Source organism: Micromonospora echinospora, assembly GCF_014203425.1.
Lineage (GTDB): Bacteria > Actinomycetota > Actinomycetes > Mycobacteriales > Micromonosporaceae > Micromonospora > Micromonospora echinospora_A.
Genome location: NZ_JACHJC010000001.1, coordinates 3,841,849 through 3,867,415, shown reverse-complemented (window position 1 = coordinate 3,867,415; position 25,567 = coordinate 3,841,849). Strand labels below are relative to the sequence as shown.

The following is a 25,567-nucleotide window of genomic DNA, read 5'->3' as shown; positions in this document are numbered from 1 at the left end:
CGGCCCATGATCGTGAGCGCAGCGGACAGGGGGCGGTCCGATGCGCACGCCGGTGATGCCCCGTCGTACGCCTCGTCAATCCACCCGTTCGGACGGTAACCGAAATCCGCCCCCGTGGGGCCGGGTGTCACGTTCGGGCGCCCTGCGACGATCGGGCTCACCCGTCCCGGCATTTCATAGCCGGACTCGACGGAATAGGCAGGTCACTTCACAATAGAGGGTCACCCGCATTCATAGACGCCACTCCCCCACTTTATCTTCTTGTTACATCGACTTCACACGATCAAAAAAGGGGGCAATTGATGCAGCGATTCATCGCTCCACCCCGCCCGAGCTGGGGCTTCTCGAATAGTGGATCCGGAACTACGCCGCGTCACCGCCCGGGACCTTTCCGTTCCCGACCGGCCGTCACCTGCGCGAATTGACGGTTCCGCCTCGCTTTATCTCCCTGTTACATCAGCGCGGTGCCAATCCCGTCAGGACCGGCCTACGCTTCGTTCCACTGTCCACATCGATCCGAAAAGAGGATGAATCGATGGGTGAAAGCAGGAACTTGTCGATCGACCTGTCCGACCTGGACACCACGGCGGTCTCCTGGTCGGGCGCCGGTGACGAGGCGTCGGCGGGGCTCTACGCCATGCCGACGGCCGGCGGGATCACGCTGACCGACCCGTCTGCCATGGGCAAGGGCTCCTGCGGCGGCGCCGCGTGCCAGGGCCGGCCGATCCAGTGGTGCTGCGTCAACTGCCACTGATCATCGCGGAGCCGCCGGCTATCGCCGGCGGCTCCGTCCCATCGTCAGCGGCCGGTGGTCCGGCTCGTGGGACAAGTGGAGAGGTACGTCAGATGAGCGTTGAGCCCGATCGAGCCGCCGAGCTGAGCGTGGTGATCCCCACGCACGCGGACGCTCCCTGTCTGGAGCTCACCCTGCGGTCGCTCCGACGCCAGACGCTGGCCCCGGACCGCTTCGAGGTCATCGTGGTCCGCGACGGTGGGGACGGCAGCCAGTACTCCGGCATCGCCGACGCGGGCAAAGGGCTGCGCCTGCACTTCGTCGAACTGCCCGAGCGCGGCGGCCGGGCGGCAGCCCGCAACGAAGGCGCGCGGCGTGCGACCTCGCCGCTGCTGCTGTTCCTCGACGCCGACTCGTACGCCACGCCTGACCTGCTGCGCCGCCACCTCGACCACCACCGCGACCCGTCCGCGCCCGCGGTGCTGATGGGCCGGCGCGACGAGACCGGCATCGAGCACGTTCACGCGGCGCTGGCCGACGAGTCGACGATGCCCGTTCCCCGGCTACGCGGACGCGGCGGCGGCGACATGCGGTTCGGGACCGAGGAGGGGCCGTCGGGCGACGAGTGGCTGCTGGCCGGCTGGCTGTTCTGCTTCACCCACAACGCGTCGGTACGCCGGGACGTGTTCGAGGCGGTCGGCGGCTTCGACGAGGGCTTCGGGCTGCGCTGGGGCCTGGAGGACATGGAGCTGTTCTACCGGGTGCACGCGCACCTCGGCGTGCTCGACCGCAACTTCGCCTACGACGACCTGGCCGCCGTCTACCACCTGCCGCACCACCGCAACGTCATCCAGAACTGGAACGACTTCATGGACAACCTCGACCGGGTCGCGCTGAAGTACCCGGTCGTGGAGTGGGAGTTCGCCGGGCCGGTGGACGTCGCCCGCGCGGCCGAGCGGGTGGTGCACTACCGCCGGGCGATGGACGAGTGCGTACGCCGCTCCTGGTGCCGGATCGGTCCGGCCGTCGAGCGGCTCGGCGATCGCCTGCCGGGCGACCGGGTGCTGTGGGTCGGCACCGGCAGCGCCGCGGCCGGGCTTCCCGAAGGCGCGCTCACCTACGACTACGGGGCGCCGGCGGGCCCGACCAACTTCCACCTGGTCGGGATCAGGCCACCGATCGCCCCGGACAGCCTGGACGCCGTGGTCAGCGTCGACTTCTGGAGGTACCTCTACTGGGAGGACCTGTGCCAGTTCGTCAACGTCGCGGGTGGTCTCGCCACGGAGGTGCACCTGGTCTCCACCGGCACGGACCTCTCCGCGCGGTTCGACCCGGATCCGGCCAGCCTCGGGTACCTCGGCCGGGTCCTGGGTGCCGCGTTCGAGACCACCCTCACCGAGATCGACGGGCTCGGTCCGGTGCTGCGGCTGCGCCCGCACCACCGCGCCGCCGTCGCCGCCGGCTGACCCGGAACGGCAGCGCCGATGCCTGTGATCGAGGCCAGGGGTCTGACCAAGCGGTTCCGGATCGCCGACAAGCAGCCGGGCCTGCGCGGCTCGCTGCGCCATCTCGTACGGCCCCGGCACGCCGAGCACGTCGCCGTGGACGGTGTCGACCTGTCGATCTCCTCCGGTGAGGCGGTCGCGTACGTCGGGCCGAACGGCGCCGGGAAGTCGACGACAGTCAAGCTGCTCACCGGCATCCTGCACCCCACCGCCGGGCAGGTACGCGTCTGCGGCCTCGATCCGCACCGCAACCGGCACGCCAACGCCCGCAACATCGGCGTGCTGTTCGGCCAGCGCAGCCAGCTCTGGTGGGACCTTCAGGTCCGTGACTCGCTGGCCCTGCTGCGCGACATCCACCGCATCCCACGGGCCCGGTACGCGGCACGGCTGGAGGAGTTCGACGCGCTGCTCGGTCTCGGCCAGCTGCTGCCGGTGGTCGCCCGGCAACTGTCGCTCGGCCAGCGGATGCGGGCCGACCTGGCCGCCGCGCTGCTGCACTCACCGCCTGTGGTGTTCCTCGACGAGCCGACCATCGGGCTGGACATCATCGCCCGGCAGGCGGTCCGGGACTTCCTGCGGGCCCAGCGCGCGAACGGGACCACGGTGCTGATGACCACGCACGACATCGGCGACATCGAGCAGGTCTGCCGCCGCCTCGTGATCATCGACGGGGGCCGGATCATCTTCGACGGTTCGATCGACGCCGTCCGGCGGCTGGTCGCCGACCAGCGGACCGTGCACCTGACGCTCGGCGCCGACTGGCACGGCGACCTCGGGGCGGAACTGCCGGGCGTCCGGCTGGTCCGCGACGGCGCGGCGCGGCAGATCGCCGTCACGTTCGACCACGGCGCGTACGGCGCCGGCGAGATCGTGTCGGTGGTCGCCCGTCAGGCGCCGGTGCTGGACATCAGGATCGACGAGCCGTCCATCGAGGACGTCGTGCGCCGGGCGTACGCCGGCGAGTTGAGCATGTCGGCGCCGGCATGAGGGCCTACCTGACGCTGGCGCGGATGTCCTGGTCGACGCTGCTGATCTACCGGGGTGAGTTCCTCCTTCAGCTGACCGGGGTCGTGGTGCAGACCGTGGCGCTGTTCGCGGTGTGGCAGGCAGTCTTCGCCGGCGCGTCCGGCGGCGAGGTCGGCGGCCTGTCCTGGGAGCAGATGAAGGGCTACCTGGTGGTGGCGTTCCTGACCGGGGCGCTGCTGTCGAGCTTCACCGACGCGCAGATCGCCGGCCCGGTGCTGCACGGCACTGTGGCGCTCGACCTGGTCCGGCCGGTCGACTACCAGCTCTCCCGTTTCGCGCTGTCGCTCGGATACGTCGTCGGTGAGGTGCTGACGGTGGGGGTGATGGCGGCGACGCTGGTGGTGGCGTTCGGCGGCGCCGCGCTGCCCGGCGCCGGCCAGGCCGCGTTGTTCCTGCTCAGCCTGCTGGCGGTGGTGCCGCTGAAGTTCGGCCTGGTCTACCTCGTCGGGTTGCTGTGCTTCTGGACCGGCAACTTCCACGGGTTGAGCATGTCGCGGGTGGCGATCACCAACATCCTCTCCGGGGCGCTGGTCCCGATCGCGTTGTTCCCGGGCTGGCTCCAGGTCGTGTGCCAGCTGTCGCCGTTCCCCGGCATCGTCTCCACTCCGGCGCTGATCTACCTGGGGCAGGTACGCGGCGCCGAGGCGGTGACGCTGATCGGCGTACAGCTGCTCTGGGTCGTGGTGTTGTGGGGCGCGGCCCGGCTGCTGTGGTCCGCGGGCGTTCGCCGGCTCACGGCGCACGGCGGGTGACCGGCCGATGATGCACGAGGCACGCATCTACCGGCGGCTGCTCGGCGCGCATCTGCGGGCGGTGCTGGAGTACCGGGCCGACGCCCTCCTGACGATCGGGGCGACAGTGCTCGGTCAACTGGCCGGGCTGATCTTCGTGGTCATGGTTTTCCGGCAGGTGACGGCGCTCGGCGGGTGGACCCGCTGGGAGGTGCTGTACGTCTGCGCCATGGTGATGCTCGCCGAGGGGGTCGGCTCCCTGCTGTTCGAGGGGACCTGGCACCTCGGCGGCCTGGTCAACCTCGGCCTGCTGGACTACCTGCTGGTCCGGCCGTATCCGGTGGTGCTCCAGGTCACCGGCAACGCGGTCGGGTTCAACGGTCTCGGCAACGTCGGGTTCGGCGCGGCGCTGCTCGGTACCGCGGCCGTCAACCTCGACCTGGCCTGGACGCCGCTGACAGTGCTCTGGGCGGTGGTGCTGCTCGCCAGCGGTGTGCTGGTCAAGCTGGCGGTCAACCTGGCCACGAACGCCGTCGTCTTCTGGCTGCTGAGCCCGTCCAGCTCGCTCGCGGCGAGCGTGCACACCCTCGGCGATCTGGCCCGCTATCCGCTGACCCTGTACGGCACCGGCCTGCGCTCGCTGCTGACGCTCGTACCCGTCGCGTTCGTCGGCTACTTCCCGACGGCCGCGCTGCTGGACAAGGGCACCTCGACCACGGCGGGCGCGCTCACCCCGGTCGTCGCGGCGGCGTGCGCGGCCGGGGCGTGGGCGGTCTTCCGGGCCGGGTTGCGCCGGTACGAGAGCGCGGGGAGCTGAGATGGCAGCCTCGCGGGCCACGGCCTCCGCCGGGACCGTCGGCCGGTACCTGGCGGCGGTGCGGGTCGACGCCGAGCAGCCGACCGTGTATCTCCCGCCCTACGGCAAGCGGTATCCGGGCGCGGCCCGCCGGCCGCTGCGGTGGCCCGGCCCGGGTTGCGTGCCGTTCGGCGACGGCTGCCTCGACCGCCTCAGCTCCATGCTGCTCGGCTACGCGCCACGCCGGGCGGAGATGATCACTCTGGCCGGGCTGTCCGCGTTGACCGGCGCCCCGCTGGACACGCCCACGCCGTCGCGGCTGCTGCCCGGCTGGCACACGCTGCGCCGGTCCGTGCCGTCCGGCGGGGCGTTCCACCCCAACGAGATCTACCTGGCCTGGGCCGGCTCACCCGATCTCCCGGCCGGCGTCTACCACTACGACCAGCCACATCACTGCCTGGAGCTGCTGCGCCCCGGCAGCCCGGCGGCCTGGCTCGACCGGCTTCTCGGCATCGCGGCGACGCCCCGGCACGCGCTGCTGCTGACCCACCGGCCGTGGAAGAACGCCAGCAAGTACGGAGCGTTCGGCTACCGGCTGAGCATCATCGACTCCGGTGCCCTGCTGGCCCAACTGCTCACGTCCCCGGTGGACGCGACGCCGCGCCTGGACCTCGATCCGGCGCTCGCCGGTGAGCTGCTCGGACTCGACGCCGAACTGGAGGCCACCTACGCGGCGATCGAGTTCCCCGCGGACGCGGACGTCCCCCGGGCACCGCTTGCATCCGGCGGGCCGCCCTCGGCGACCGGGCTGGACCACGACCGGCTCGGCCACGACGCCGCCCACCCGAGCGCGGTGGCGTTGCACCGGGCGACGTACGACCGGGACGCCGACGCCGAGCCGCCTTCGGTCGACCGGCTCCCGGCCGACCGCGTCCCGGCTGACGGTTCTCCGGCCCAGCGCCTCCCGGCGGACCGCCTCCCGGTGGGTCCGGCGGCGGACCGGCCCCTCGACCTGCCGCCGGCCCGGCCGCTCGATCTGGTCGCGGCCGCCGCCCGCCGCGCCTCCGCGGCGAACCTCGGTCCGGGGCTGACCGCCGGGCAGGTCGCCGACATCCTGGCCTGCGCCGCCGGCCGGGCCGGGTCGCCGGCCCTGGCGGCGCTGGCCCGGCAGCCGCTGTACCCGGCGATCTGGTGCCTCGCCCGGACTGTCGACGGCATCGCGGCGGACGCGTACCGCTACCAGCCGCACCGCCACCGGCTGGTGCCGACCGGACCGCCCGAAGCGGTCGACGACGCGGCGGCGTACCCACACCGGGTCGACCGCCGGATGGTCACTCGCGGCGCGACCCTCTACCTGGTGCACGCCGGGAGCCGGCCCGTCGACCAGCTCTCCGCGGCCTCGTTCCACCGGCTGCACCTGCTCGCCGGAGTGGCCCTTCAACTGGCCGGACTCGCCGCCACCGCGACCGGCGCGGCGAGCCGGGCGCTGGGTGGCCTCACGGCCGACGCGGTCGCCGCCCGGCTCGGGCTACCGGACGGGGCGTCCCCGCTGACGCAACTGCTGATCGGCCGGCCCGCGCCGCGTCCCGGGGTGCTGGCGGCCCATCTCACCGAAGGGAACCCTCATGGCTGAACAGGACGTTCCGGCGCTTGCCGGCGCCCCGGCGCCGGACACGGTGCTCGCGGCGGTCGCCGAGCACGGCGCGGTGCTGCTGCGCGGCGGGTGGCGGCACGACGCCTACGTCGCGCTCGGCGACGCGCTGATGACCGCGTCGCCGTACCAGGGCGGGTTCCACGACGAGCGGGACGTGATCGACGGCGACCCGACGACGACCACCGTCACCCGGGGCACGCAGGGCATGCCGCTGCACCGGGAGGCGTCGTACGCGCCGGGCGCCCCGGACCTGCTGATGTTCCGATGCGAGCGGCCCGCCGCCGACGGCGGGGCCACGACGTTGTGCGACGGTCTCGCGCTGCTGGACGCCCTGCCCGCCGCGGTCCGGGCCGCCTGCGAAGAGCTGGCGCTGCGCTGGGAGAGCGTGCTGCCGACGCCGGTGTGGCAGCGGATGTGCGGTACGACCGACCCGGCGACGGCGGAGCGGATGCTGCGGCAGTGGGAGCCGTACCTGCGGCCCTGGGAGTCGATCCACATCGACGTCGACGAGGAGGCGATGACAGTCGGCTTCGGCACCCGGTGCACACCACCGACCCTCTTCGGCGGGGTGCCGGCGTTCTGCAACTCGCTGTTCATCAGCCGTCCACAGCCCGGCGAATACCACGACCGGCGGCTGAGGGTGCGGTCCGCCACCGGTGCCCCGGTGCCCGACGAGCTCGTGGCCACGGCCGCGGACATCGCCGCGCGGCTGACGGTGGCGGTGCCGTGGCAGTCCGGTGACGTGCTGGTCGTGGACAACTCCCGGTACCTGCACGGCCGGCAGGCGTTCACCGATCCCGGGCGCACTGTCGCGGTGCGGATGGGACATCTGCGGAAGGAGGTGGCCGCGTGAGGGTCAAGCTCCGCGACGACCTGATGTACGTACCGGTCGACGACGGCGTGTACCTGGAGACAGGGCTCGCCAGTACCCACCTGGCGGGCGCCTCGGCGTACGGCCTCGTGCAGCGGCTCGCCCCGCACCTGGACGGCAACCACACGGTGCAGGCGCTCACCGCCGGTCTGCCCCCGGCGCAGCGGCAGCTCGTCACCGACCTGGTCCGGATGCTGGTGCAGCGTGGCATCGCCCGCGACCTCGACAGCGAGCCGCCACACTCGTTGCGGGACTGGGAACTCGCCTGCTACCGGGATTCGATCGCGTTCGCCGAGCACGTCACCGACGCGCCGTTGAGCCGCTTCGAGTCGTTCCGCAACGGACGGGTGCTGCTCGTCGGCGCCGGCGCCGGCATGCGCGCGCTCGTCCAGACGCTGTTCGAACTCGGGCTGCGCGCGGCCTCGCTGGTCGAGACCGCCGAGGCCGGCACCGAGCGCGACGGCTTCCGGCGGATCGTCGAGCTGCGTCGGGCCGAGGACCCGACGACCGAACTGACGCTGCTGGACGCGGCCGCCGCCCTCGACACCGACGAGGGGCTCGCCGGCCTGCTGGCGGGGTACGACGCGGTGCTGCACTGCGCCACCCGGCCGATGGCCGCGCGGGCGACGCGGCTGAACCGGGCGGCCCGCGCGATCGGGATGCCCGTCCTGCACGCGGTGCCCAGCGGCGAGGAGGCGTGGATCGGCCCGACCGGCGGCGGCGTCACCGGCGGCTGCTGGGAATGCGGCCTGCTCAGCCGGCAGGGTGCCCGGCTCCCCCTGGGCGACTCCGACGAGGCGTCCGAATGGTTGTCGGCGCCGGTCTGCGGCCTGATCGGCGCGGCGCTCGGCTTCGCGTACCTGCGCCACCGCATGGGAGCGGAGACCGCGGCCACGAACCGGATGACCCGCGTAGACCTCGAAACCGCTGTGACCAGCGAGCATCTGCTCGACGTCCACCCCCGCTGCCGCTCCTGCCGGCCAGCGCCCGCGTACGCCGATCTCGCCGCACACGTCGACGCCATGGCCGACCGAACGCCGGTGGACGTCGAGGAGTTCGTCAACCGGATGCCGTTCCTGGTCGACGCGCGGCTGGGTCCGCTGCTGGCCATCGACACCGGCACCCACTCGCAGATCTCGGTCAGCTGCGTCGAGGCGACAGTCGTGGACCTGGCCGGTGGCGCCCCACTGGTGCTCACCGCCGTCGGCGGCAGCCGTGAGCAGGCCCTGCTGCGCGCGGCCACGGCGGCGCTGGAGACGCTCGCCGCACGGGCCCGCGCCAGCGACACCGTCCCGCTGTGGTGGGACACCGGGCGCGACGCGGTCGTCGACGCGCAGCCGGACGTCGTGGTGATCGCGGGCGGCCACACCTGGGCCGAGGCGCGTGGCCGGGCGATCCTGAAGCTGCGTCGCGCGGCCGCGACCCCACCGGACACCACCACGGCCGACGGTGCCCCCGGCGGCTGGCTCGACCCGGCCCGGTGGCCCCAATCGACCCGCGTCATGGCGCAGGAGCTGGCCCTCGTCGGCCACGAGCCGCGGGCGTGGCGCGACGGATCGAGCACCCCGACCGTCTTCGTCGCCGCCGGCGACAGGTGGCTCGCCCACAGTTGCGCCACCGACACGGACATCGCCCTGGAGAACGCAATGCAGGCGGCGGTCGCCGTCCTGACCGGCCGCTGCCCGGACGGCGCGGAGATCGGGCCGGACGTCGGCAGCGGCGACTGGGACACGCTGCTGCCGCCGCTGCTGCGCGAGCTGGCACGGGACGGGCAGTCGCTGCTGGTGCGGCCCGCCGACTCGCTGCCCGGGGCGCAGCGGGTGATGCCGTTCATGATCGCGGCGACGTTGTCGGCACGAGCGGGGAGCAGCGCATGACCGAGGTCACCACCATGCCGGCCGCACCGGCTCCGTCCGACGTGGTGCCGCGCCACGGCCTGCGGATCCTCGGCGCCGGCGCCCTGCGCCGGGCGGTGGAACAGGCCCTGCGCACCGCCCCGGTCACCGACGTCGACGTCTTCGTCGTCGACGAGCCGGCCGGGGACGTCGAGGTTGCCGGCGGCGTCGAGGCTGCCGCCCGGGCGGCGGCGGACGCCGGCCGGGCCTTCCTGCCGGTGTACACCACGCCGCGCGGCGTACGGATCGGCCCCTTCGTCACGCCCGGACGGCCGGGCTGTCACCGCTGCGTCCAGGTGCGTGAACGCCGGGCGCGGACCACCGGGACACCGCACCGGTCCGCGCTGTGGCAGGGAATCTACGACGGCGGCGTGCGGCCCGCCCGACCCGTCCTCGGCCCACCGGTGCGCGCCACGGTCGCCGCGCTCGTGGCCGACGAGCTGCGCCGGGTCGCCCGGGGCGACGACGGCCGGTGCGCGGAAGCGGTGCTGGAGGTCGCCACGGCGTCGCTGGCGGTCAGACGGCACCGGTTCGTTCCCGAGCCCGGCTGCCCGGTGTGCGGCCCGTTGCCTGACGACAGCCCCGCCGCCGGCACCTTCGCGCTGACGTCACGGCCGAAACGGGCGCCCGACGACTACCGTGCCCGCAGCCTTCCCGACGAGCACCTCGCCCTGCTGGCGGCGCTGCACGACGAGGAGACGGGGCTGCTGTCGTCGATCACCGTCCACCACAACCACCCGATGGTCCTCGCCGGGGCCATCGGCGGCCCGTTGTGCTGCGGCGAACTGGCCGGCTACGGCCGGACCTTCACCTACCCGGCGAGCGTCGCCGTCGCCGTCGCCGAGGCGTTGGAACGGCTCGGCGGCAACGTTCCACGCGCCCGCCGTACCGTCACCCGCGCCTCGTTCCGCGAGCTCGGACCGCAGCGGGCCATCGAGCCGACGGAGTTCGGGCTGCCGCCCGCGCCGCCGGACGACTACACGGTGGCGTACGACCCGGACCGGCCTGTCGAATGGGTGTACGCCTACTCGTTCCGGCGCGACGGCCCGGTGCTGGTGCCGGAGACCTTCGCCTACTACGGCTCGCACGGCACGGGCTTCGGCTCGGAGTGCTCGAACGGCTGCGCGCTGGGCGCCAACCTCGAGGAAGCGATCCTGCACGGCATCTTCGAGGTCGCCGAACGGGACGCCTTCCTGTCCACCTGGTACGCCCGGCTACCCGTGCCGCGCGTCGACCCGATGACCTCCGCCGATCCGATGACCCGCGTGCTCGTCAACTGGCTGGAGCGGACCACCGGCAGCCGCCTGGACGTCTTCGACATCACGATGCCGGAGGGCGTCCCGGCGGTCTGGCTGATGCTCGTCGACGACGAGGTGCGGCCGGGACGTCCACGGGCGTTCTGTGGAGCGGGGGCGCACCTGGACCCGGAGCGCGCCCTCTGGTCCGCGCTGGTGGAGCTCGCCAGCGTCGCCGAGGCCACCCGGGAGATGGTCGCCGAGGACACCACGGCCGCCGGCCTGGTCGCCGATCCCGACCTGATCCGGACGATGGAGGACCACCTGCTGGCGGCGGCCAGCCCGGACAGCTGGCCACGGTTCGCGTTCCTGTACGAGCGCGACGAGATCCTGTCCATGGCGGACGCGTTCCCACCGGCGGCACGCTACCGCCCGGCCACCGACCTGCTCGACGATCTCCGGCACGTGGTCGGACGCTACCTCGACGAGGGCTTGGACGTGGTGGTCGTCGACCAGACCGCCCGCGAGCAGGAGGCCGTCGACCTGACCAGCGTCAAGGTGCTGATCCCGGGCCTGCTGCCGATGGCGTTCGGCCACCGCAACCGGCGCGTCGACCTGCCCCGGCTACGCGACCTGCCCGTCCGGCTCGGATACCGGGCCGACCCGCTCACCCCGGAGGAGATCAACCCGCATCCACACCCGTTCCCGTGACCGTCTTATGTGCACGGACTTCGCCGGACAGTGACGAGGATCGCTCACCGCGCGCGAGTCGATCCCGGCGCAGTAGGTTGGCGGGGTGACTGGACGGTTCCGGTTCCCGATCGACGTCATCGCCCTCCCGGTGGCCCGCGATCGGTACCCGGCCGAGGCGGTCGTCGGCGATCTGGTGCCGACGCCCGGCCGGCCGTCCGGTCGCTCCTGACCGCTCGTCGCCGCCACCGATGCCGGCGTGCCTCACCATGCATGGACGGAGATCGACGTGACCACTCTGCGGGTCGGCGCCCAGCCCGCCACCGCGACGGACCGGCTCCACCGGCCCACTCTCACCTCCCGGCCGACTCCGCCGCCGCAGGCGGGTGCCGCGCCCCGGACCCGGCGCATCCTGATGCTGTCGTGGGAGTACCCGCCGGTGCTCGTCGGCGGCCTCGGCCGCCACGTCCACGCGCTGTCCGTCGCGCTGGCCGCCGCCGGGCACGAGGTCACAGTCGTCACCCGCCACGCCGAAGGCGCGCCGTTGGAGGAGTACGCCGACGGGGTGCGGATCGTCCGCGCCGCCGAGGACCCGGTCACGTTCCCACTGGCCACCGGCTCGCTGCTGGCCTGGACCATGGCGTTCAACCACACGCTGACCCGGGCCGCGCTGCGCGCCGCCTCCTCCGGCGCCTACGACGTCATCCACGCCCACGACTGGCTCGTCGCGCACACCGCGATGACGCTGCGCGAGCACCTCGACGTGCCGCTGGTGACCACCATCCACGCCACCGAGGCCGGCCGGCACCAGGGCTGGCTACCCGAGGAGATGAACCGCACCATCCACGGCGTCGAGCACTGGCTGGCCGGCGAGTCCGGCCGGGTGATCGTCTGCTCCGGCTACATGCGCGACGAGGTGGGCGCGCTGTTCGGCGTCGACGCCGCCCGGGTCGACGTGGTGCCCAACGGCGTCGAGCCGCACCGCTGGCGGGTGCCCGCGTCGGCGGTCGCCGCCGCCCGCGCCCGGTTCGCCGCCGACGGCCCGCTGGTCACGTTCGCCGGCCGCCTGGTGTACGAGAAGGGCGTGCAGCACCTGCTGGCCGGGCTGCCCCGGCTGCGCGACCGGCACCCCGGGCTGCGCGCGGTGATCGTCGGCGACGGGCCGTACCGGGCCGAACTGGAGGCCGAGGTGCACCGCCTCGGGCTGGGCGCCACGGTCAGCATGCCCGGCTTCCTCGGCGGCACCGACCTGCCCGCCGTGATGGCCGCCTCGGACTGCTTCGCGGTGCCGAGCATCTACGAGCCGTTCGGCATGGTGGCGCTGGAAGGCGCCGCCGCGGGCGCGCCGCTGGCCGTCTCCCGCACCGGCGGGCTGGCCGAGATCGTCGAGCCGGGCGTCACCGGGATGACGTTCGCCCCGCACGACCCGGACGGGCTCGCCGAGGCGGTGCACGCGCTGCTGTCCGACCGGGACCGGGCCCGCGCGCTCGCCCGGCGGGCCCGCGCCATGGTGCACGAGCGGTACGGCTGGGCCGCCATCGCGTCCCGCACCGCCGCCGCGTACGCCGCCGCCATCACCGGCGACCCCGCGTTCACGGCTGCCCGGGCCCAGCACCGCATGGCCCACGGCCACACCGTGCCGGCCCTCCCTCACGGCAACCTCCTCACCGCCGCCGGCCTGCGGTAAGGAAGGGCCCCCTATTAACGCCTCCGGTAGAGAAAGGGCCCCTTGTTAACGCCCTCGCCCCGGTGCGCACGAACGAAGGCCGCCGACCCGAGCAGGGTCGGCGGCCTTCGTCGTCCGCGTGTTAAAAGGGGGCCCCTCCTCTACCGGAGGCGTTAAGAAGGGGCCCTTCCTTGCACGTCAGCGCTTGTCGGCGGGGACGTAGTCCCGCTCGACGGCACCGGTGTAGATCTGCCGCGGGCGACCGATCTTGGTCTCCGGGTCGTTGATCATCTCGCGCCACTGCGCGATCCAGCCGGGCAGGCGGCCCAGCGCGAACAGCACCGTGAACATCTTGGTCGGGAAGCCCATGGCCTTGTAGATCAGGCCGGTGTAGAAGTCCACGTTCGGGTAGAGCCGGCGGGACACGAAGAAGTCGTCGGCGAGCGCGATCTCCTCCAGCTGCACCGCGAGGTCCAGCAGCGGGTCCGGCTTGGACATCCGGCCGAGCACGTCCTGGGCGGCCTTCTTCACGATGGCGGCGCGCGGGTCGTAGTTCTTGTAGACCCGGTGCCCGAAGCCCATCAGCTTCACGCCGTCCTGCTTGTCCTTCACCTTCTGCACGAAGGAGCGGACGTCGCCGCCGTCGGCCTGGATCTTCTGGAGCATCTCCAGCACGGCCTGGTTGGCGCCGCCGTGCAGCGGGCCGAACAGCGCGTTCACGCCGGCCGAGACCGAGGCGAACAGGTTGGCGTTGCTGGAGCCGACCAGCCGCACGGTCGAGGTGGAGCAGTTCTGCTCGTGGTCGGCGTGCAGGACGAACAGCATGTCCAGCACCCGGGCCACCACCGGGTCGACCTCGTACGGCTCGGCCGGCACGCCGAAGGTCATCCGCAGGAAGTTCTCGACGTAGCCGAGCGAGTTGTCCGGGTACAGCAGCGGCTGACCGATCGACTTCTTGTACGCGTACGAGGCGATGGTCGGGACCTTCGCCATCAGCCGCACGGTGGACATCTCCACGTGCTCGGAGTCGAACGGGTCCAGGCTGTCCTGGTAGAAGGTGGAGATGGCGCTGACGGCCGAGGAGAGCACGGCCATCGGGTGCGCGTCACGGGGGAAGCCGTCGAAGAACCGGCGCATCTCCTCGTGCAGCAGCGAGTGCCGCCGGATCCGCTCGCTGAACTCGGTGAGCTGCGTCTGGGTCGGCAGCTCGCCGTAGATCAGCAGGTAGGAGACCTCCAGGAAGGAGGACTTCTCGGCCAACTGGTCGATCGGGTAACCCCGGTACCGCAGGATGCCGGCATCACCGTCGATGTAGGTGATGGCGGACGAGCAGGACGCGGTGTTCACGAAACCGGGGTCGTACGTGGTCATCCCGGTTTCCTTGAGCAGCTTGCTCACCCCGATCCCGGCGGGGCCCTCAACCGCGGACTGCACCGGCATCGACAGCTGCCCACCGGGGTGGTCGAGCTTGACTTCCGTCATCTGTTCCTCGCTTCGCCGGCAAGATCTTCGTTGAATTGCCTTCGCTTCTACCGTAATCACGGCGCGGAGAACACCGCTCGTCATGGTTTCGGGGTGAGGTGTGCGTCACCTGTTTCCCGGCCAGGCGGTCCGGAAACCGGTTGGGAGCGCGACCATGGGCGCCCGCGGAGGGCCCGTCACGACAGCGTGAGCCGCCGCAGCGACCCGTCGTCGCCGACCCGGTAGAGGTCGAGCCGGTTGGCGCCGGCGGCGAAGAGCCGGTCGTCGGGGAGGAACGCCGCGAACCGCCGGCCACCGGCGTCGGGGGGCACCACGGGCACCACGGCGCCGACCGTGCCGTTCACCGCGACGGCGAGCCGGGCGCCGTCGGGCACGTCGTCCGGGACCGTCCCCCAGACCAGCGCGGGCAGGCCGCCGCGCGCCGGGTCGACGGCGTCGAACGCGCCCCGGTCGGCCACCGTGGCGGACCCGCCCACCGGCACGTCGGGGACCCGGGTGCCGACGAGCGGGTCGACGGGTACGGGCGGGAGCGGGGCGGGCACCCCGCCGGTGATCGTCACCGGCTGGCCGGGGCGGTCGTAGAAGCGCTTGTCGCTCCCCTCGCGCGGGGCCGCTGCGGCCGACCGGCCGTCCATCCGCCAGGGCACCCGCATGTGGGTCTCGTCGGCGATCGTGGGCAGCAGGTCCACGTGCTCCCAGTTGCGGTCGTCCACCCGGCCGGCGCGCTGGCCGGGTTTCTTGACGAACATCGGCACCCAGGCCACCTCGTTCGCGGCGTGGTCGATGGCGTCCATCCCCCGCCCCTGCCAGTCCCGCCGGAAGCTCACCCCGTGGTCGGCGGTGACCACCACCAGCGCCTGGTCGTAGAGGCCGGTGGCGCGCAGCGTGCGCAGCGTCTCGCCGATCAGCCGGTCGGTGTAGCCGAGCTGGGCCAGGTGCCGGGCGCGGGCCAGGTCGACCCAGCCGGCGCCGTCGTTCGGCAGATCCTCGGGCGCGGCGTAGTGCGCCCCGGACGGCAGGTACGCCCACGGCGAGTGCGGCATCAGCAGGTGCAGGAAGTGCAGCGTGGGCCGGGGGTCGGGGCGCAGCCCGGCCAGGAACGAGGTGAACCGGGCCGGCTGGTTGTCGTCGAGGGTGTCCCAGCGGAACTTGGGGTCGTCCGGCACCGGCTCGGCGGCGTCCAGCCCGGCCTCGGCGGCGGTCCGCTCCCGGTAGGAGTCCTCCGGGTCGACGCGGCTGTCCACCGGCGCGGCGATCCGGCCCAGCAGCTTTCCGCTCTCCCGGACCAGCACCCCGAGCCCTTGTTCCGGCGTGGTGGCCTGCTCGCAGCGGCTCGGCGGGCAGAGCCGGGTGATGCTCTCCTCGGCCTTGATCCGGTACAGGCCGCCGAGCGCGGTGAACAGGTTGTCCGGGTACTGCGAGTAGTGCGGCGCCACGCCCCGCTCGGGGTAGCGCCCGGTGAGCATCGCGGGCAGCGCGTAGGGCGTCCAGCCGCTGACGCCGGTGGCGTTGCGGTACCAGGTCGACCCGGCCGCGAGCGCGGCGAAGTTCGGGTAGCGGGCGGCGTCGATCCGGCCGTCCGGCCCGAGCAGCGACACCAGCGGCAGCTCGTCCAGCACGATCATGACCACCGGCGGGTGCGTGCCCGGACCGGCCACCCCGGCCGCGCCGCCCTCGCCGCGCGGCAGCACCACCGCCGAGGCCGGCGAGGCGAACAGGAACAACCCGACGAACACCAGCGGCCCGGCGGCGGCCACCCGCAGCACCCGCCGGGGCGTCCGCCACCGCCGGTGCGCGGCCGCCCCGGCGGCTCCGGCCACACCGGCGACCACAAGCAGGGGTACGCCCCGAAGCGGCGTGACGTGCCGGCCGACCTGGACCGCCAGCGCGGCGAGCAGCAGGCCGACGAGCACGGTGTGCACGGCGGCGCGGACGAGGCGTCCGGCGGGCACCGCGAGCGCGCCGAGCAGCGCAAACGCGCCCAGTAGCGCGAACAGCGCGGTCGGCGCGAGCGCGATCAGGGCGACCAGGAGCAGCACGTCGCCGCGGGAGGCGCGGTGGAACAGGAAGAAGTCGGGGCTGTGACCGAGCACGTCGAGCAGCGGCTGGGTGACCACCAGCCCGACCAGTGCCGTCACCTCCGCCAGCCGCGCCGCCTCGGACCGCCACCAGGGCCGGCGTTCCCGCCGGTCCGGGACGGCCGCGTGGTCCCGGGGTGGCGCGAGGGTGCGCTCAGCCACCCACCACCACCTGGTAGAGCGTGCGGGTGCCGGACGGCAGCTCGGTGCGGGCGACCACCCGGCCCTGGCGGGCCAGCAGCGCCTCGAAGGCGTCGCGCCGGTAGTCCGGGAACAGGCCGTCGGGCTTGTTGACGAGCAGGCGGCGGGCCATCGGGTCGTCCGGGTGGACGAACTCGACCACCAGGCTGCCGCCGGTGGCGGTGAGCGCGGCGAGCTGGTCCAGCACCTCGGGCAGCGGCACGTTGCGTCCGATCGCCAGGTGGTGCACGACGGCCAGGGCGAGCACCACGTCGGCGTGGGCCCGGTCGGCGAACGCGGCCCGCTCGACGCCGCGCCAGCCGCCGCCGGGCGACGGGTCGGCCAGGTCCATCACCAACGGCAGGATCCGCGTCTCGCCCTCGTCCCGCAGGGCGCGGTAGAGCGTGTCGACCACCGCCGGGTCCTGCTCGACCGCGACGACGTGCGCGGCGTGGCGGGCGGCGATCCGGGCGTACCGGCCGTCGTTGGCGCCCAGGTCCAGCGCCGAGCCTCCGCCGGTGGCGGCCACCGCGCGGTCGACGAACTCCTCCTTGGCCTGCCGGTCCGGCACCGAGTACGCGCAGGTGCGCTGGTAGTCCGACCAGTGGCTGCCGCCCGGCCGGTGGTCGAGGCGGCGGACCAGTTTCGTCAGTCCGCGTACCGTGGCCAGCGCCAGTGCGCGGGAGAAGCCGGCGGCGCGCAACTGGGCGCGGACGTCGGTGGTGCTCGCGGCGGAGTTGCGGGCCTGCATCGCGCCGTGCAGGTGCACGTGGGTGGGCACACCGGCCCGCCAGCGCCGGGCGCCGCCGAACAGCCGGCGCATCTGGTCCGGCTCGACGCCGTCGACGCGGGCCCGCAGGAACGGCTGGAAGTCCAGCCCGAGGTGGGCCTGGATCAGCAGCGGGTAGAGCAGCGTCTGGCAGAACTGCCGGTACCCGGCCCAGGGCTCGCCGTCGCGCAGCGCCTCGAACGAGCCGACGTCGATGAAGACGGGTCGCGCGCCGCGCCACTGCACGTTGTACGCCGAGCCGTCCTTGGTGGTGAAGCCGGCCTCCAGGGCGGCTCGCAGCACGTCGAGGTGCAGCAGCGCCGCGTCGCGCAGCATCGCGGACGACCACTCGTAGGGGTGCGAGACGAACGGGATCCGCTCGTGCCGCAGCACCGCCGCCCATGGCGTGTCGACAGGGACCGGGGTCAACTCCTCGGTGGCGACGATCTGTCCCTGCTCGGCCGCGCGGCGGAAGAAGTCGGTGACGGACAGTGCCCGCCAGTCACGGGCGGAGCGCTCGTCGAGCCCGCGCAGCACCTCTTCGCCCCGGTGGAACACCCGGTTGCCGGGGTCGCGGAAGGAGCCGGGCTCGACGCGGACACCGGTGTCGGGGACCGTCACGCCGCGGGGCCCTGGTCGCTGGGCTGGCGGCGGAACCGGGACACCAGGCGCCGCCAGTAGAGCTTGGCGGCCACGGCCACTCCGGCCACGCCGCCGACCACCGCCTGCACGATGAGACTGCCCGATCCCGCGTCCAGGTAGGCCAGGTGGTTCACGGCTGCTTTCCTTCCGTCGCCGGTCGTCGGTGCGCGCCCGGTATGCGAGCTTTGATGCTCAGAGCCGGACTTGTTCCCCACCGTAACGCCTCGGGCGCCGCACGCGCGGCCACACCGGCCACTCGTCCCCCGTCCGATCCGTTCAAGACGGGCGGTCCGCCTCGCGCCTACCGTGGCGGCATGACACCGCAGTTCGATCTGGTCGGGGCCGTGGTCACCGACATGGCACGCACGCTCGACTTCTACCGGCGGCTGGGGCTGCCGATCCCGGCCGGCGCCGAGACGGAAGGGCACGTGGAGGTCACCCTGCCGAACGGCGTACGGCTGGCCTGGGACACGGTCGAGGTGATCCGCAGCTTCTACCCCGACTTCGACCCGTCCGGCGGCAACAACCGGATGAGCCTGGCCTTCCGGTGCGCCGACCCGGCCGAGGTGGACCGCTGGTACGCCGAGCTGACCGCCGCCGGCCACCACGGTGAGCTACCCCCGTGGGACGCGTTCTGGGGCCAGCGGTACGCGGTCCTGCACGACCCGGACGGCAACGGCGTGGACCTGTTCGCCCCGCTGCCGGCGGGCGACTGACCGGCCGCCGGTCAGGCGGTGGCCGGGGTGAGCAGCCGCGTCGGGGGCACCCCGGCCAGCTCCCGCACCTCGCGGGTGAGGTGGGCCTGATCGGCGTACCCGCTGCGCACCGCCACCTCGGCGAGCGGCGCGCCGCTACGGGCCAGGTCCAGCGCGCGGCGCATCCGCAGGATGCAGGCCAGCGTCTTCGGGCCGTACCCGAACAGGGTCCGGCTGCGCCGGTGCAGAGCACGCGCGCCGAGGCCGACCTCGGCGGCGGTCGCGGCGACAGTGGCCCCGGCGGACAGGCGTCCGGCGATCCGCGCGCCGAGCGGGTCGGGGCCGCCGGCCTCGCGCAGCCGATCCCGGGCCACCCGCGTCAGCACGGCAGCGGCGGCGTCAGTCCCGTCGCTGCCGGTCGGCGCGGACAGCGCGGTCTCGACCCGCTCGGCCACCTCGGCGGCGGCGCGGCCCCACAGGTCGGCGAGCGGTACGCGGCGGTCCCGCAGCTCCTCGGCGGGCACGCCGAACACGGCCGGGCCGGTCCCCGGCGGCAGGCGCAGTCCGATCCACCGGTCCCCCGGCGCGGACCGCGACAGGTGCGCGGTGCGGTCCGGACCGGCCACCAGCGGCCCGCTCCGGCTGGACCAGAGCAGGTCGACGCACCCGTCCGGCAGCACCCGCGTCTCGCTCCCGCCGGACACGCTGCTCCACAGGACCGCGCCCGGAACCCCCGGCGTCCTCCACTCCCGGTACACGCCCTCAACCCTGCCACCCTCCCCGTCGATCATGAAGTTGACGCCACTGGCGTCCGGCGTGTCGCGCCGCCAACCTCATGATCGACGGGGTGGGGGGCTCACTGGCGGTGGTGCATCGCCAGGCGGAGCAGGAGGAAGCGCAGGGCCGTCGCGGCCAGGTTCGCCGCCACCAGCACCACCAGCTCCAGGCTGCGGTTCGGGGCGGTGGTGGCGTGCAGCGCGGCGAGCGAGCCGCTGGTCAGGGCCAGGCCGAGCGCGAACGCGAGCAGCCCCTGCAGATGGTGCCGTCCGGCGTGCCGGCGTCCGCTGACACCGAACGTGAGCCGCCGGTTGGCCGCCGTGTTCGCCACCGCTGTGAGCAGCAGTGCCAGCAGGTTCGCCGGCTGCGCCCCGAGCGGTCCGCGGGCCAGCAGGAACAACAGCAGGTACGCGAGCGTGCTCGCCACGCCCACCGCGGCGAACCGGGCGAGCTGACGCGGCAGGCCGGCCGGAACCCGCGCCGGCGGGGCCGGCAACGGGCCGCGGCCGAGCTGGGCGCGCAACTGTGCCAGCGGCAGCGCCCCGGTGACGAGCGCACGGCCCAGCCGCCCGATGCCCCGCAGGTCGGCCAGCGCGGTGGCGACGATGTCGACGCGGCTGTCCGGGTCGTCCACCCAGTCCACCGGCACCTCGTGGATGCGCAGCCCGGCCCGCTGCGCCAGGACCAGCAGCTCGGTATCGAAGAACCAGCCGGTGTCGCGTACCAGCGGCAGCAGCCCGGCCGCCACGTCGGCGCGGATCGCCTTGAAGCCGCACTGCGCGTCGGAGAAACGCGCCGCGAGCGTGCCGCGCAGCAGCAGGTTGTAGCCCCGCGAGATCACCTCCCGCTTGGCGCCCCGGACCACCCGGCTGGTCCGCGCCAGCCGGGTGCCGATGGCCACGTCCGAGTGCCCGGAGATGAGCGGCGCCACGAGCGGCAGCAACGCCGCCAGGTCGGTGGAGAGGTCCACGTCCATGTACGCGAGCACCGGCGCGGGCGAGGCCGACCACGCGGCGCGAAGCGCCCGCCCGCGTCCCTTCTCGTCCAGGCGCAGCACCCCCACCTCGGACAGTTCGTCGGCGAGCGCCCGCGCCACCGCCGGCGTGCCGTCCACGCTGGCGTTGTCGGCCACCGTGATCCGGAACGGGTACGGGAAGTGCGCGGTCAGGTGCGCGTGCAGCCGCCGGACGCACGGGCCCAGGTCGGCCTCCTCGTTGTAGACCGGAACCACCACGTCGAGCACCGCGCTGCCGGTGGCGGGCCGGGCCCGCACAGCGGCCCGGGGCGCGTACGTGCCTGTCACGGCTCAGCCCCGCTTTCCGCTGCTCAGGTCGTACACGGTCACGCCGTCGACGGTGGTCGCGGTGAAGGTTCCGGCGACCCAGGCGGCGATCTCGGCCGAGGCGTTGCTGCCGCCGTTGGCCCGGAACCCGCCGCCGCCGAGGAAGTAGTGGATCCGCCCGTCGGCGACGTACCGCTGGAACTCGGTGAGCGTCGGCGACGGGTCGCTGCCGTTGAAGCCGCCGATCGGCATGACCGGCCGGCCGGTGGCCAGCTGGTAGCCGGAGGCGTTGTTCGAGCCGATCGTGGCGGCGACCCAGGTGTAGTCGTCGGCGTCGGCCGTGAGCAGCGCGGTCATCTCGGCGCTCGGCTCGCGGGCGTCGAGCAGACCGCCCATGCCCCCGCCGCGCTGCCCGCGACCGTCCGGTCCCCTACCCTCCTGGCCGGTGACGCCGGGTGCGCCCGGAGCCTGGCCGCCACCAGGGAAGCCGGAGAATCCGCCGTCCTGACCGCCGCCGTCCTGACCGCCGTTCTGGCCGCCGCTGTTCTGGCCGCCCGGGAAGCCCGGGAACCCGCCGCCGCCCGGGAAACCCGGGAACTGGCCGTTCCCGCGACCCGGGCCGCCGGGGAACTGCCCGTTCCCACCGCCGGGCATCCGACCACCCGGCCCGAAGCCGCCCGCCCCGGACGGTCCGGCGCTCGGGATCGAGCCGGTGTGCGGGGTGGAGGCGGTCTGCATCGCGTACGCCGCCGGACCGGCCAGCGCCACGGCGAGACCGGCCACCGACAGCACCGGCACCGCCCACCGCACGACCCGCCGCCCCACCCAGCTCTCCGTTCCCGCCGACCCCGCTCCAGCGGAGTTGACCAAGGAGTTCGCGTCTTCGGGAGCGCCCTCTCCGGACACAAACTCCTTGATCACCGCGGGATCCGGGGAGGGTGGGGAGGGCAGGAGCGGCAGCGCGGCCAGGAGGGCGGCTGCGGTCAGGCCCAGGGCCAGCACCGCGGTGCGCAGCCACGGGTGCCAGTCGGGCGTGCGGCCGAGCAGCTGCCAGGACCACCAGGCGGTGACCGCCAGCGTGCCGGCCAGGACCAGCGTGGCGACGAGCGCACGCCCCCGGCCCGCCACGACCGGAGCGCCCGCCGCCACCACCGAACCCGCGCGAGCCGGCCCCACCGAGCCCGCCGGAGCCGAGCCCACCGGAGGCGAGCCCACCGAAGCCGAGCCAGCCGGAGCCGAAACAGAGCGGGCCCGCCAGAGCACTGTGACGCCGATGCCGACCAGCGCGCCGACCGCCGGGGCCAGAGCGACCGTGTAGTACGCGTGGAAGATGCCGGACATGAAGCTGAAGATCAGGCCGGTGACCAGCAGCCAGCCGCCCCAGAGCAGCAGACCGGCCCGGGTCCGGTCGGTACGCGGCGCCCGCCCGGCCAGCCACAGCCCGGCGACCAGCAGGATCAGCGCGGCCGGCAGCAGCCAGGAGATCTGCCCACCCACCTCGGTGTCGAACATCCGCAGCAGACCGGCCTGTCCGGAGAACGGTCCGCCGCCGGGGCGTCCGCCGCTACCGCCGACGCTGCCCACCTCGTCGCCGGTGATCCGGCCCAGGCCGTTGTAGCCGAGCGTCAGCTCCAGGATGCTGTTGTTCTGCGAGCCGCCGACGTAGGGGCGGGCGCCGACGGGCACCAGCTCCACGATCGCCACCCACCAGCCGGCCGAGATGACGACGGCGAGCCCGGCCAGCAGGAGCTGGCGGATGCGCCGTGCCAGGCCGCTCGGCGCGGCCAGCAGGTAGACCCCGGCGAAGACCGGGATCACCAGGAACGCCTGGAGCATCTTGGTGAGGAAGCCGAAGCCGACGAGCACGCCGGTCAGCGCGATCCACCGGGTGCTCGCCGTCTCGACCGCGCGCACAGTCGCGTAGGCGGCGGCGACCAGCAGAAGCACCAGCAGCGCGTCCGGGTTGTTGAACCGGAACATCAGCGTCGCCACCGGGGTGAGCGCGAGCACCGCGCCGGCGAGCAGGCCGGCGGCCGGGCCGTACCAGCGGCGCACCGTCGCGTACAGCACGCCGACCGAGGCGACGCCGAGCAGCGCCTGCGGCACCAGGATCGACCAGCTGCTCAAGCCGAAGATCCGGACCGACAGCGCCATCAGCCAGAGCGAGGCGGGCGTCTTGTCCACTGTGATCGAGTTGGCCGCGTCGGACGAGCCGTAGAGGAACGCGGTCCAGTTCTGCGAGCCGGCCTGCACCGCTGCCGAGTAGAACGCGTTGGCCCAGCCGGAGGCGCCCAGTCCCCACAGGTAGAACAGCCCGGTGGCGGCCAGCAGGCCGAGCAGGGCAGGGCGGGCCCAGCGCGGATCGGAACCGGTGCGGGTCTTCAGGGGCACGGGCACGGTTCCGGGTGGTCCGGCCGCGGGCGCGGTCAGCAGGCTCTCGGTTCTGTCCATGCCGGCAAGCCTCGGAGCGCCCGCTGACCCGCTCCCGTGAACGGCCTATGCGTCGGCTGTGGATCCGGGCAGCCAGACCGTGAACGCGGTGTGGCCGGGCCGGCTGACCACGTCGACCCGGCCGTGATGGGCCTCCACCACGGCGGCGACGATGGCGAGGCCGAGGCCGGTGCTGCCCTGCGCGCGGGAGCGGGAGCTGTCGCCGCGCGCGAAGCGCTCGAAGACCTCCGGCTGCAACTGCTCCGGGATGCCCGGCCCGTCGTCGGTGACGCGCAGCTCGACGCCACCGGGCGCGGGTGCGAGCCGTACGGTCACAGTGGTGCCGGCCGGGGTGTGCACCCGCGCGTTGGCGAGCAGGTTCGCCAGCACCTGGTGCAGCCGGTGGGCGTCGCCGGTGACGGTGAGCGGTTCGTCGGGCAGGTCGAGTTGCCAGCGGTGGTCCGGGCCGGCGACGTGCGCGTCGCTGACCGCGTTCACCGCCATGGCGGTCAGGTCTACCGGCTCGGCGGCGAGCGGGCGGCCGGAGTCCAGCCGGGCCAGCAGCAGCAGGTCGTCGACGAGGCTGGTCATCCGGGTGCTCTCCGACTCGACGCGGCGCAGCGCGTGCGCCACGTCGGGCGGGACCTCCTGGCGGCCCCGGCGGGCCACCTCGGCGTACCCGCGGATGGCGGCCAGGGGGGTGCGCAGCTCGTGGCTGGCGTCGGCGACGAACTGGCGTACCCGGGTCTCGCTGGCCTGCCGGGCGGCGAGCGCGGCGGCGACGTGGCCGAGCATCCGGTTGAGCGCGCCGCCGACCTGCCCGACCTCGGTGCGGGGGTCGGTGTCGGCGGCCGGCACCCGCACCGACAGGGCCACCTCGCCACGGTCCAGCGGCAGTTCGGTGACCCGGGCGGCGGTGGCGGCGACGCGGTTGAGCGGGCGCAGCGTGGCCCGGACGACGAGCGTGCCGAGGGCGCCGGCGATGACCAGCCCGGCGCCGATCACCCCGGCCTGGGCCACGACCATCCACATGACGGTGTCGTCCACCTGGGCCATCGGGATCGCGAGGACCAGGACGTCGCCGTCGCCGCGCGGCGACCGCATCGCGACCGCCCGGTACTCGCCGCGGGCACCGACGACGACGGTGCGCGGGCGTTCACCGGCGGGTACGCGGGCCAGCGCGGTCAGGTCCGCGGCGGGCACCTCCTCGCTGTCACCGTTGCCGGACCGGACCCGGCCGACGGGTTCGGCGGTGGCGGGCACCCGGACCGCGATCGAGCCCGGCGGGAAACCGCCCGGGGGCGCGGGCGCCACCTCGTCGGAGTCCGGCGGGGCGGGCTGCTGTTCCGGGCGCGGCGGATCCATGCCCCGCCGGGCCCAGCGTTCGAGGTCGTCCGGGCGGCGGTCGCCGAAACTGAGCTGGTTGTCGATCTGGTCGATCAGGAAGTGCCGCAGCGCGACGGTGGTCAGGCCGCCGATGCCGACGCTGACCAGCGCCAGCAGCGCCACCACGGAGAGCACCAGCCGGCGGCGCAGCGACCAGCCGGCCAGGCGGCGGCGCAGCCGGCCGCGACCGTCACTCGGCGGGCTTGAGGACATAACCCGCCCCACGCAACGTGTGGATCATGGGCGCCCGGCCCGCGTCGATCTTCTTGCGCAGGTACGAGATGTACAGCTCGACCACGTTGGCCTGGCCGCCGAAGTCGTAGTTCCAGACCCGGTCGAGGATCTGCGCCTTGCTGAGCACGCGGCGCGGGTTGCGCATGAGATAGCGCAGCAGCTCGAACTCGGTGGCGGTGAGCGTGATCAGGTCGTCGCCGCGGCGTACCTCGTGGCTGTCCTCGTCGAGGGTGAGGTCGCCGACGGTGAGCACCGCCTCCTGGCGGGCGGCGACCGCGAAGCCGGAGCGGCGCAGCAGCGCGCGCAGCCGGGCGATCACCTCCTCCAGGCTGAACGGTTTGGTGACGTAGTCGTCGCCGCCGACGGTGAGCCCGGCGACGCGCTCCTCCACGGCGTCCTTGGCGGTCAGGAACAGCACCGGCACGCTCGGCGACTCCTCCCGCAGGCGGCGCAGCACCTGGAAGCCGTCCAGGTCGGGCAGCATCACGTCGAGCACCACGGCGTCCGGGCGGAACTGGCGGGCCGTGCTGATCGCCGCCATCCCGTTGCCGGCGGTGGCGACCTGCCAGCCCTCGTACCGCAGGGCCATGGAGAGCAGGTCGGTGAGGGTCGGCTCGTCGTCGACCACGAGCACGCGCACCGGCTCGCCGTCCGGTCGGCGCAGCTCGATCCGACCCTGCGCGGACTGCGCGTTCATGACCATGCCCCCATCGTGGGCGGACCCGCTGTCGCCGGGCTGTCCCGATCCTGTGTACCAGCTGTGCGCGCCACGCGACGACGATCCGGGCAGGTCCGGTCGGGTCTTCCGCA

21 protein-coding genes are annotated in these 25,567 nt (G+C 73.7%); 12 read left to right on the top strand and 9 right to left on the bottom strand.

What is annotated here, in order from left to right:
- Window positions 1-535 precede the first annotated feature (535 nt).
- The 11 genes from FHU28_RS17890 (at window position 536) to FHU28_RS17845 (ending at window position 12,823) form a co-directional block, all read left to right on the top strand.
- On the top strand, window positions 536-754 hold the full coding sequence (locus tag FHU28_RS17890) for a hypothetical protein (RefSeq protein ID WP_184685662.1): 219 nt from the start codon (window positions 536-538) through the stop codon (window positions 752-754).
- A 92-nt stretch (window positions 755-846) separates the two neighbouring features.
- Window positions 847-2,199 (top strand): glycosyltransferase family 2 protein, encoded by a 1,353-nt coding sequence (locus FHU28_RS17885; protein WP_184685660.1) that lies wholly within the window; start codon window positions 847-849, stop codon window positions 2,197-2,199.
- An 18-nt stretch (window positions 2,200-2,217) separates the two neighbouring features.
- Window positions 2,218-3,225 (top strand): ABC transporter ATP-binding protein, encoded by a 1,008-nt coding sequence (locus FHU28_RS17880; protein WP_184685658.1) that lies wholly within the window; start codon window positions 2,218-2,220, stop codon window positions 3,223-3,225.
- Window positions 3,222-4,016 (top strand): ABC transporter permease, encoded by a 795-nt coding sequence (locus FHU28_RS17875; RefSeq protein WP_184685657.1) that lies wholly within the window; start codon window positions 3,222-3,224, stop codon window positions 4,014-4,016. The genes FHU28_RS17880 and FHU28_RS17875 overlap by 4 nt, the downstream gene beginning before the upstream one ends.
- Window positions 4,017-4,023: 7 nt before the next feature.
- Window positions 4,024-4,812 (top strand): ABC transporter permease, encoded by a 789-nt coding sequence (locus FHU28_RS17870; RefSeq protein ID WP_260413059.1) that lies wholly within the window; start codon window positions 4,024-4,026, stop codon window positions 4,810-4,812.
- Window position 4,813: 1 nt separating this feature from the next.
- Window positions 4,814-6,424: a nitroreductase family protein gene (locus FHU28_RS17865; protein ID WP_184685655.1), complete on the top strand. Its 1,611-nt coding sequence runs from the start codon at window positions 4,814-4,816 to the stop codon at window positions 6,422-6,424.
- The gene (locus FHU28_RS17860; RefSeq protein WP_184685653.1) at window positions 6,417-7,298 is read left to right on the top strand and encodes a TauD/TfdA family dioxygenase; all 882 of its coding nucleotides are present in this window, start codon (window positions 6,417-6,419) and stop codon (window positions 7,296-7,298) included. The genes FHU28_RS17865 and FHU28_RS17860 overlap by 8 nt, the downstream gene beginning before the upstream one ends.
- Window positions 7,295-9,193, top strand: a complete 1,899-nt coding sequence (locus FHU28_RS17855) for a hypothetical protein (RefSeq protein ID WP_184685651.1) — start codon at window positions 7,295-7,297, stop codon at window positions 9,191-9,193. The genes FHU28_RS17860 and FHU28_RS17855 overlap by 4 nt, the downstream gene beginning before the upstream one ends.
- On the top strand, window positions 9,190-11,157 hold the full coding sequence (locus FHU28_RS17850) for a TOMM precursor leader peptide-binding protein (protein WP_184685649.1): 1,968 nt from the start codon (window positions 9,190-9,192) through the stop codon (window positions 11,155-11,157). The genes FHU28_RS17855 and FHU28_RS17850 overlap by 4 nt, the downstream gene beginning before the upstream one ends.
- A gap of 85 nt (window positions 11,158-11,242) precedes the next feature.
- Window positions 11,243-11,368, top strand: a complete 126-nt coding sequence (locus FHU28_RS32730; RefSeq protein ID WP_260413058.1) for a hypothetical protein — start codon at window positions 11,243-11,245, stop codon at window positions 11,366-11,368.
- Between the two features lie 57 nt (window positions 11,369-11,425).
- Window positions 11,426-12,823 carry a glycosyltransferase family 4 protein gene (locus tag FHU28_RS17845; RefSeq protein ID WP_184685647.1) on the top strand — a complete coding sequence of 466 codons (1,398 nt, stop codon included), beginning with the start codon at window positions 11,426-11,428 and terminating at the stop codon, window positions 12,821-12,823.
- Window positions 12,824-13,000: 177 nt separating this feature from the next.
- Here the strand turns inward: FHU28_RS17845 and FHU28_RS17840 are convergent, their stop codons facing one another.
- The 4 genes from FHU28_RS17840 to FHU28_RS17825 all read right to left on the bottom strand — a co-directional run bounded on the left by FHU28_RS17840 (window position 13,001) and on the right by FHU28_RS17825 (window position 18,087).
- Window positions 13,001-14,284, bottom strand: coding sequence for a citrate synthase (locus FHU28_RS17840; protein WP_184685645.1), 1,284 nt, complete (start codon window positions 14,282-14,284; stop codon window positions 13,001-13,003).
- Window positions 14,285-14,460: 176 nt separating this feature from the next.
- Complete coding sequence (locus FHU28_RS17835) at window positions 14,461-16,524, bottom strand: sulfatase-like hydrolase/transferase (RefSeq protein WP_184685643.1); 2,064 nt, start codon at window positions 16,522-16,524, stop codon at window positions 14,461-14,463.
- Complete coding sequence (locus FHU28_RS17830; protein WP_184685642.1) at window positions 16,517-17,932, bottom strand: methyltransferase domain-containing protein; 1,416 nt, start codon at window positions 17,930-17,932, stop codon at window positions 16,517-16,519. The genes FHU28_RS17835 and FHU28_RS17830 overlap by 8 nt, the downstream gene beginning before the upstream one ends.
- Complete coding sequence (locus tag FHU28_RS17825) at window positions 17,929-18,087, bottom strand: hypothetical protein (RefSeq protein ID WP_184685639.1); 159 nt, start codon at window positions 18,085-18,087, stop codon at window positions 17,929-17,931. Before FHU28_RS17825 ends, FHU28_RS17830 begins: the two co-directional genes overlap by 4 nt.
- Window positions 18,088-18,267: 180 nt before the next feature.
- Here FHU28_RS17825 and FHU28_RS17820 point away from each other — a divergent pair, with 180 nt between their 5' ends.
- Window positions 18,268-18,669 (top strand): VOC family protein, encoded by a 402-nt coding sequence (locus tag FHU28_RS17820; RefSeq protein ID WP_184685637.1) that lies wholly within the window; start codon window positions 18,268-18,270, stop codon window positions 18,667-18,669.
- Window positions 18,670-18,680: 11 nt separating this feature from the next.
- Here FHU28_RS17820 and FHU28_RS17815 read toward each other — a convergent pair whose 3' ends face one another.
- The 5 genes from FHU28_RS17815 to FHU28_RS17795 form a co-directional block, all read right to left on the bottom strand.
- Window positions 18,681-19,406 carry a helix-turn-helix transcriptional regulator gene (locus FHU28_RS17815; RefSeq protein ID WP_184689665.1) on the bottom strand — a complete coding sequence of 242 codons (726 nt, stop codon included), beginning with the start codon at window positions 19,404-19,406 and terminating at the stop codon, window positions 18,681-18,683.
- A 98-nt stretch (window positions 19,407-19,504) separates the two neighbouring features.
- Window positions 19,505-20,728 carry a dolichyl-phosphate beta-glucosyltransferase gene (locus FHU28_RS17810; RefSeq protein WP_184685635.1) on the bottom strand — a complete coding sequence of 408 codons (1,224 nt, stop codon included), beginning with the start codon at window positions 20,726-20,728 and terminating at the stop codon, window positions 19,505-19,507.
- 3 nt (window positions 20,729-20,731) lie between these two features.
- Window positions 20,732-23,158: an ArnT family glycosyltransferase gene (locus FHU28_RS17805; protein WP_184685634.1), complete on the bottom strand. Its 2,427-nt coding sequence runs from the start codon at window positions 23,156-23,158 to the stop codon at window positions 20,732-20,734.
- Between the two features lie 45 nt (window positions 23,159-23,203).
- Entirely contained in the window at window positions 23,204-24,736 is a 1,533-nt protein-coding gene (locus FHU28_RS17800) for a sensor histidine kinase (protein WP_184685633.1), read from the bottom strand.
- Window positions 24,714-25,460 carry a response regulator transcription factor gene (locus tag FHU28_RS17795; RefSeq protein WP_073829754.1) on the bottom strand — a complete coding sequence of 249 codons (747 nt, stop codon included), beginning with the start codon at window positions 25,458-25,460 and terminating at the stop codon, window positions 24,714-24,716. Before FHU28_RS17795 ends, FHU28_RS17800 begins: the two co-directional genes overlap by 23 nt.
- Window positions 25,461-25,567: the final 107 nt, after the last annotated feature.

Coding starts and splice junctions, on each gene's coding strand:
- FHU28_RS17870 (WP_260413059.1), top strand. CDS start 4,024: ATGATGCACGAGGCACGCATCTACCGGCGGCTGCTCGGCGCGCATCTG.
- FHU28_RS17885 (WP_184685660.1), top strand. CDS start 847: ATGAGCGTTGAGCCCGATCGAGCCGCCGAGCTGAGCGTGGTGATCCCC.
- FHU28_RS17795 (WP_073829754.1), bottom strand. CDS start 25,460: ATGGTCATGAACGCGCAGTCCGCGCAGGGTCGGATCGAGCTGCGCCGA.
- FHU28_RS17805 (WP_184685634.1), bottom strand. CDS start 23,158: ATGGACAGAACCGAGAGCCTGCTGACCGCGCCCGCGGCCGGACCACCC.
- FHU28_RS17880 (WP_184685658.1), top strand. CDS start 2,218: ATGCCTGTGATCGAGGCCAGGGGTCTGACCAAGCGGTTCCGGATCGCC.
- FHU28_RS17850 (WP_184685649.1), top strand. CDS start 9,190: ATGACCGAGGTCACCACCATGCCGGCCGCACCGGCTCCGTCCGACGTG.
- FHU28_RS17840 (WP_184685645.1), bottom strand. CDS start 14,284: ATGACGGAAGTCAAGCTCGACCACCCCGGTGGGCAGCTGTCGATGCCG.
- FHU28_RS17860 (WP_184685653.1), top strand. CDS start 6,417: ATGGCTGAACAGGACGTTCCGGCGCTTGCCGGCGCCCCGGCGCCGGAC.
- FHU28_RS17820 (WP_184685637.1), top strand. CDS start 18,268: ATGACACCGCAGTTCGATCTGGTCGGGGCCGTGGTCACCGACATGGCA.
- FHU28_RS17800 (WP_184685633.1), bottom strand. CDS start 24,736: ATGTCCTCAAGCCCGCCGAGTGACGGTCGCGGCCGGCTGCGCCGCCGC.
- FHU28_RS17875 (WP_184685657.1), top strand. CDS start 3,222: ATGAGGGCCTACCTGACGCTGGCGCGGATGTCCTGGTCGACGCTGCTG.
- FHU28_RS17865 (WP_184685655.1), top strand. CDS start 4,814: ATGGCAGCCTCGCGGGCCACGGCCTCCGCCGGGACCGTCGGCCGGTAC.
- FHU28_RS17890 (WP_184685662.1), top strand. CDS start 536: ATGGGTGAAAGCAGGAACTTGTCGATCGACCTGTCCGACCTGGACACC.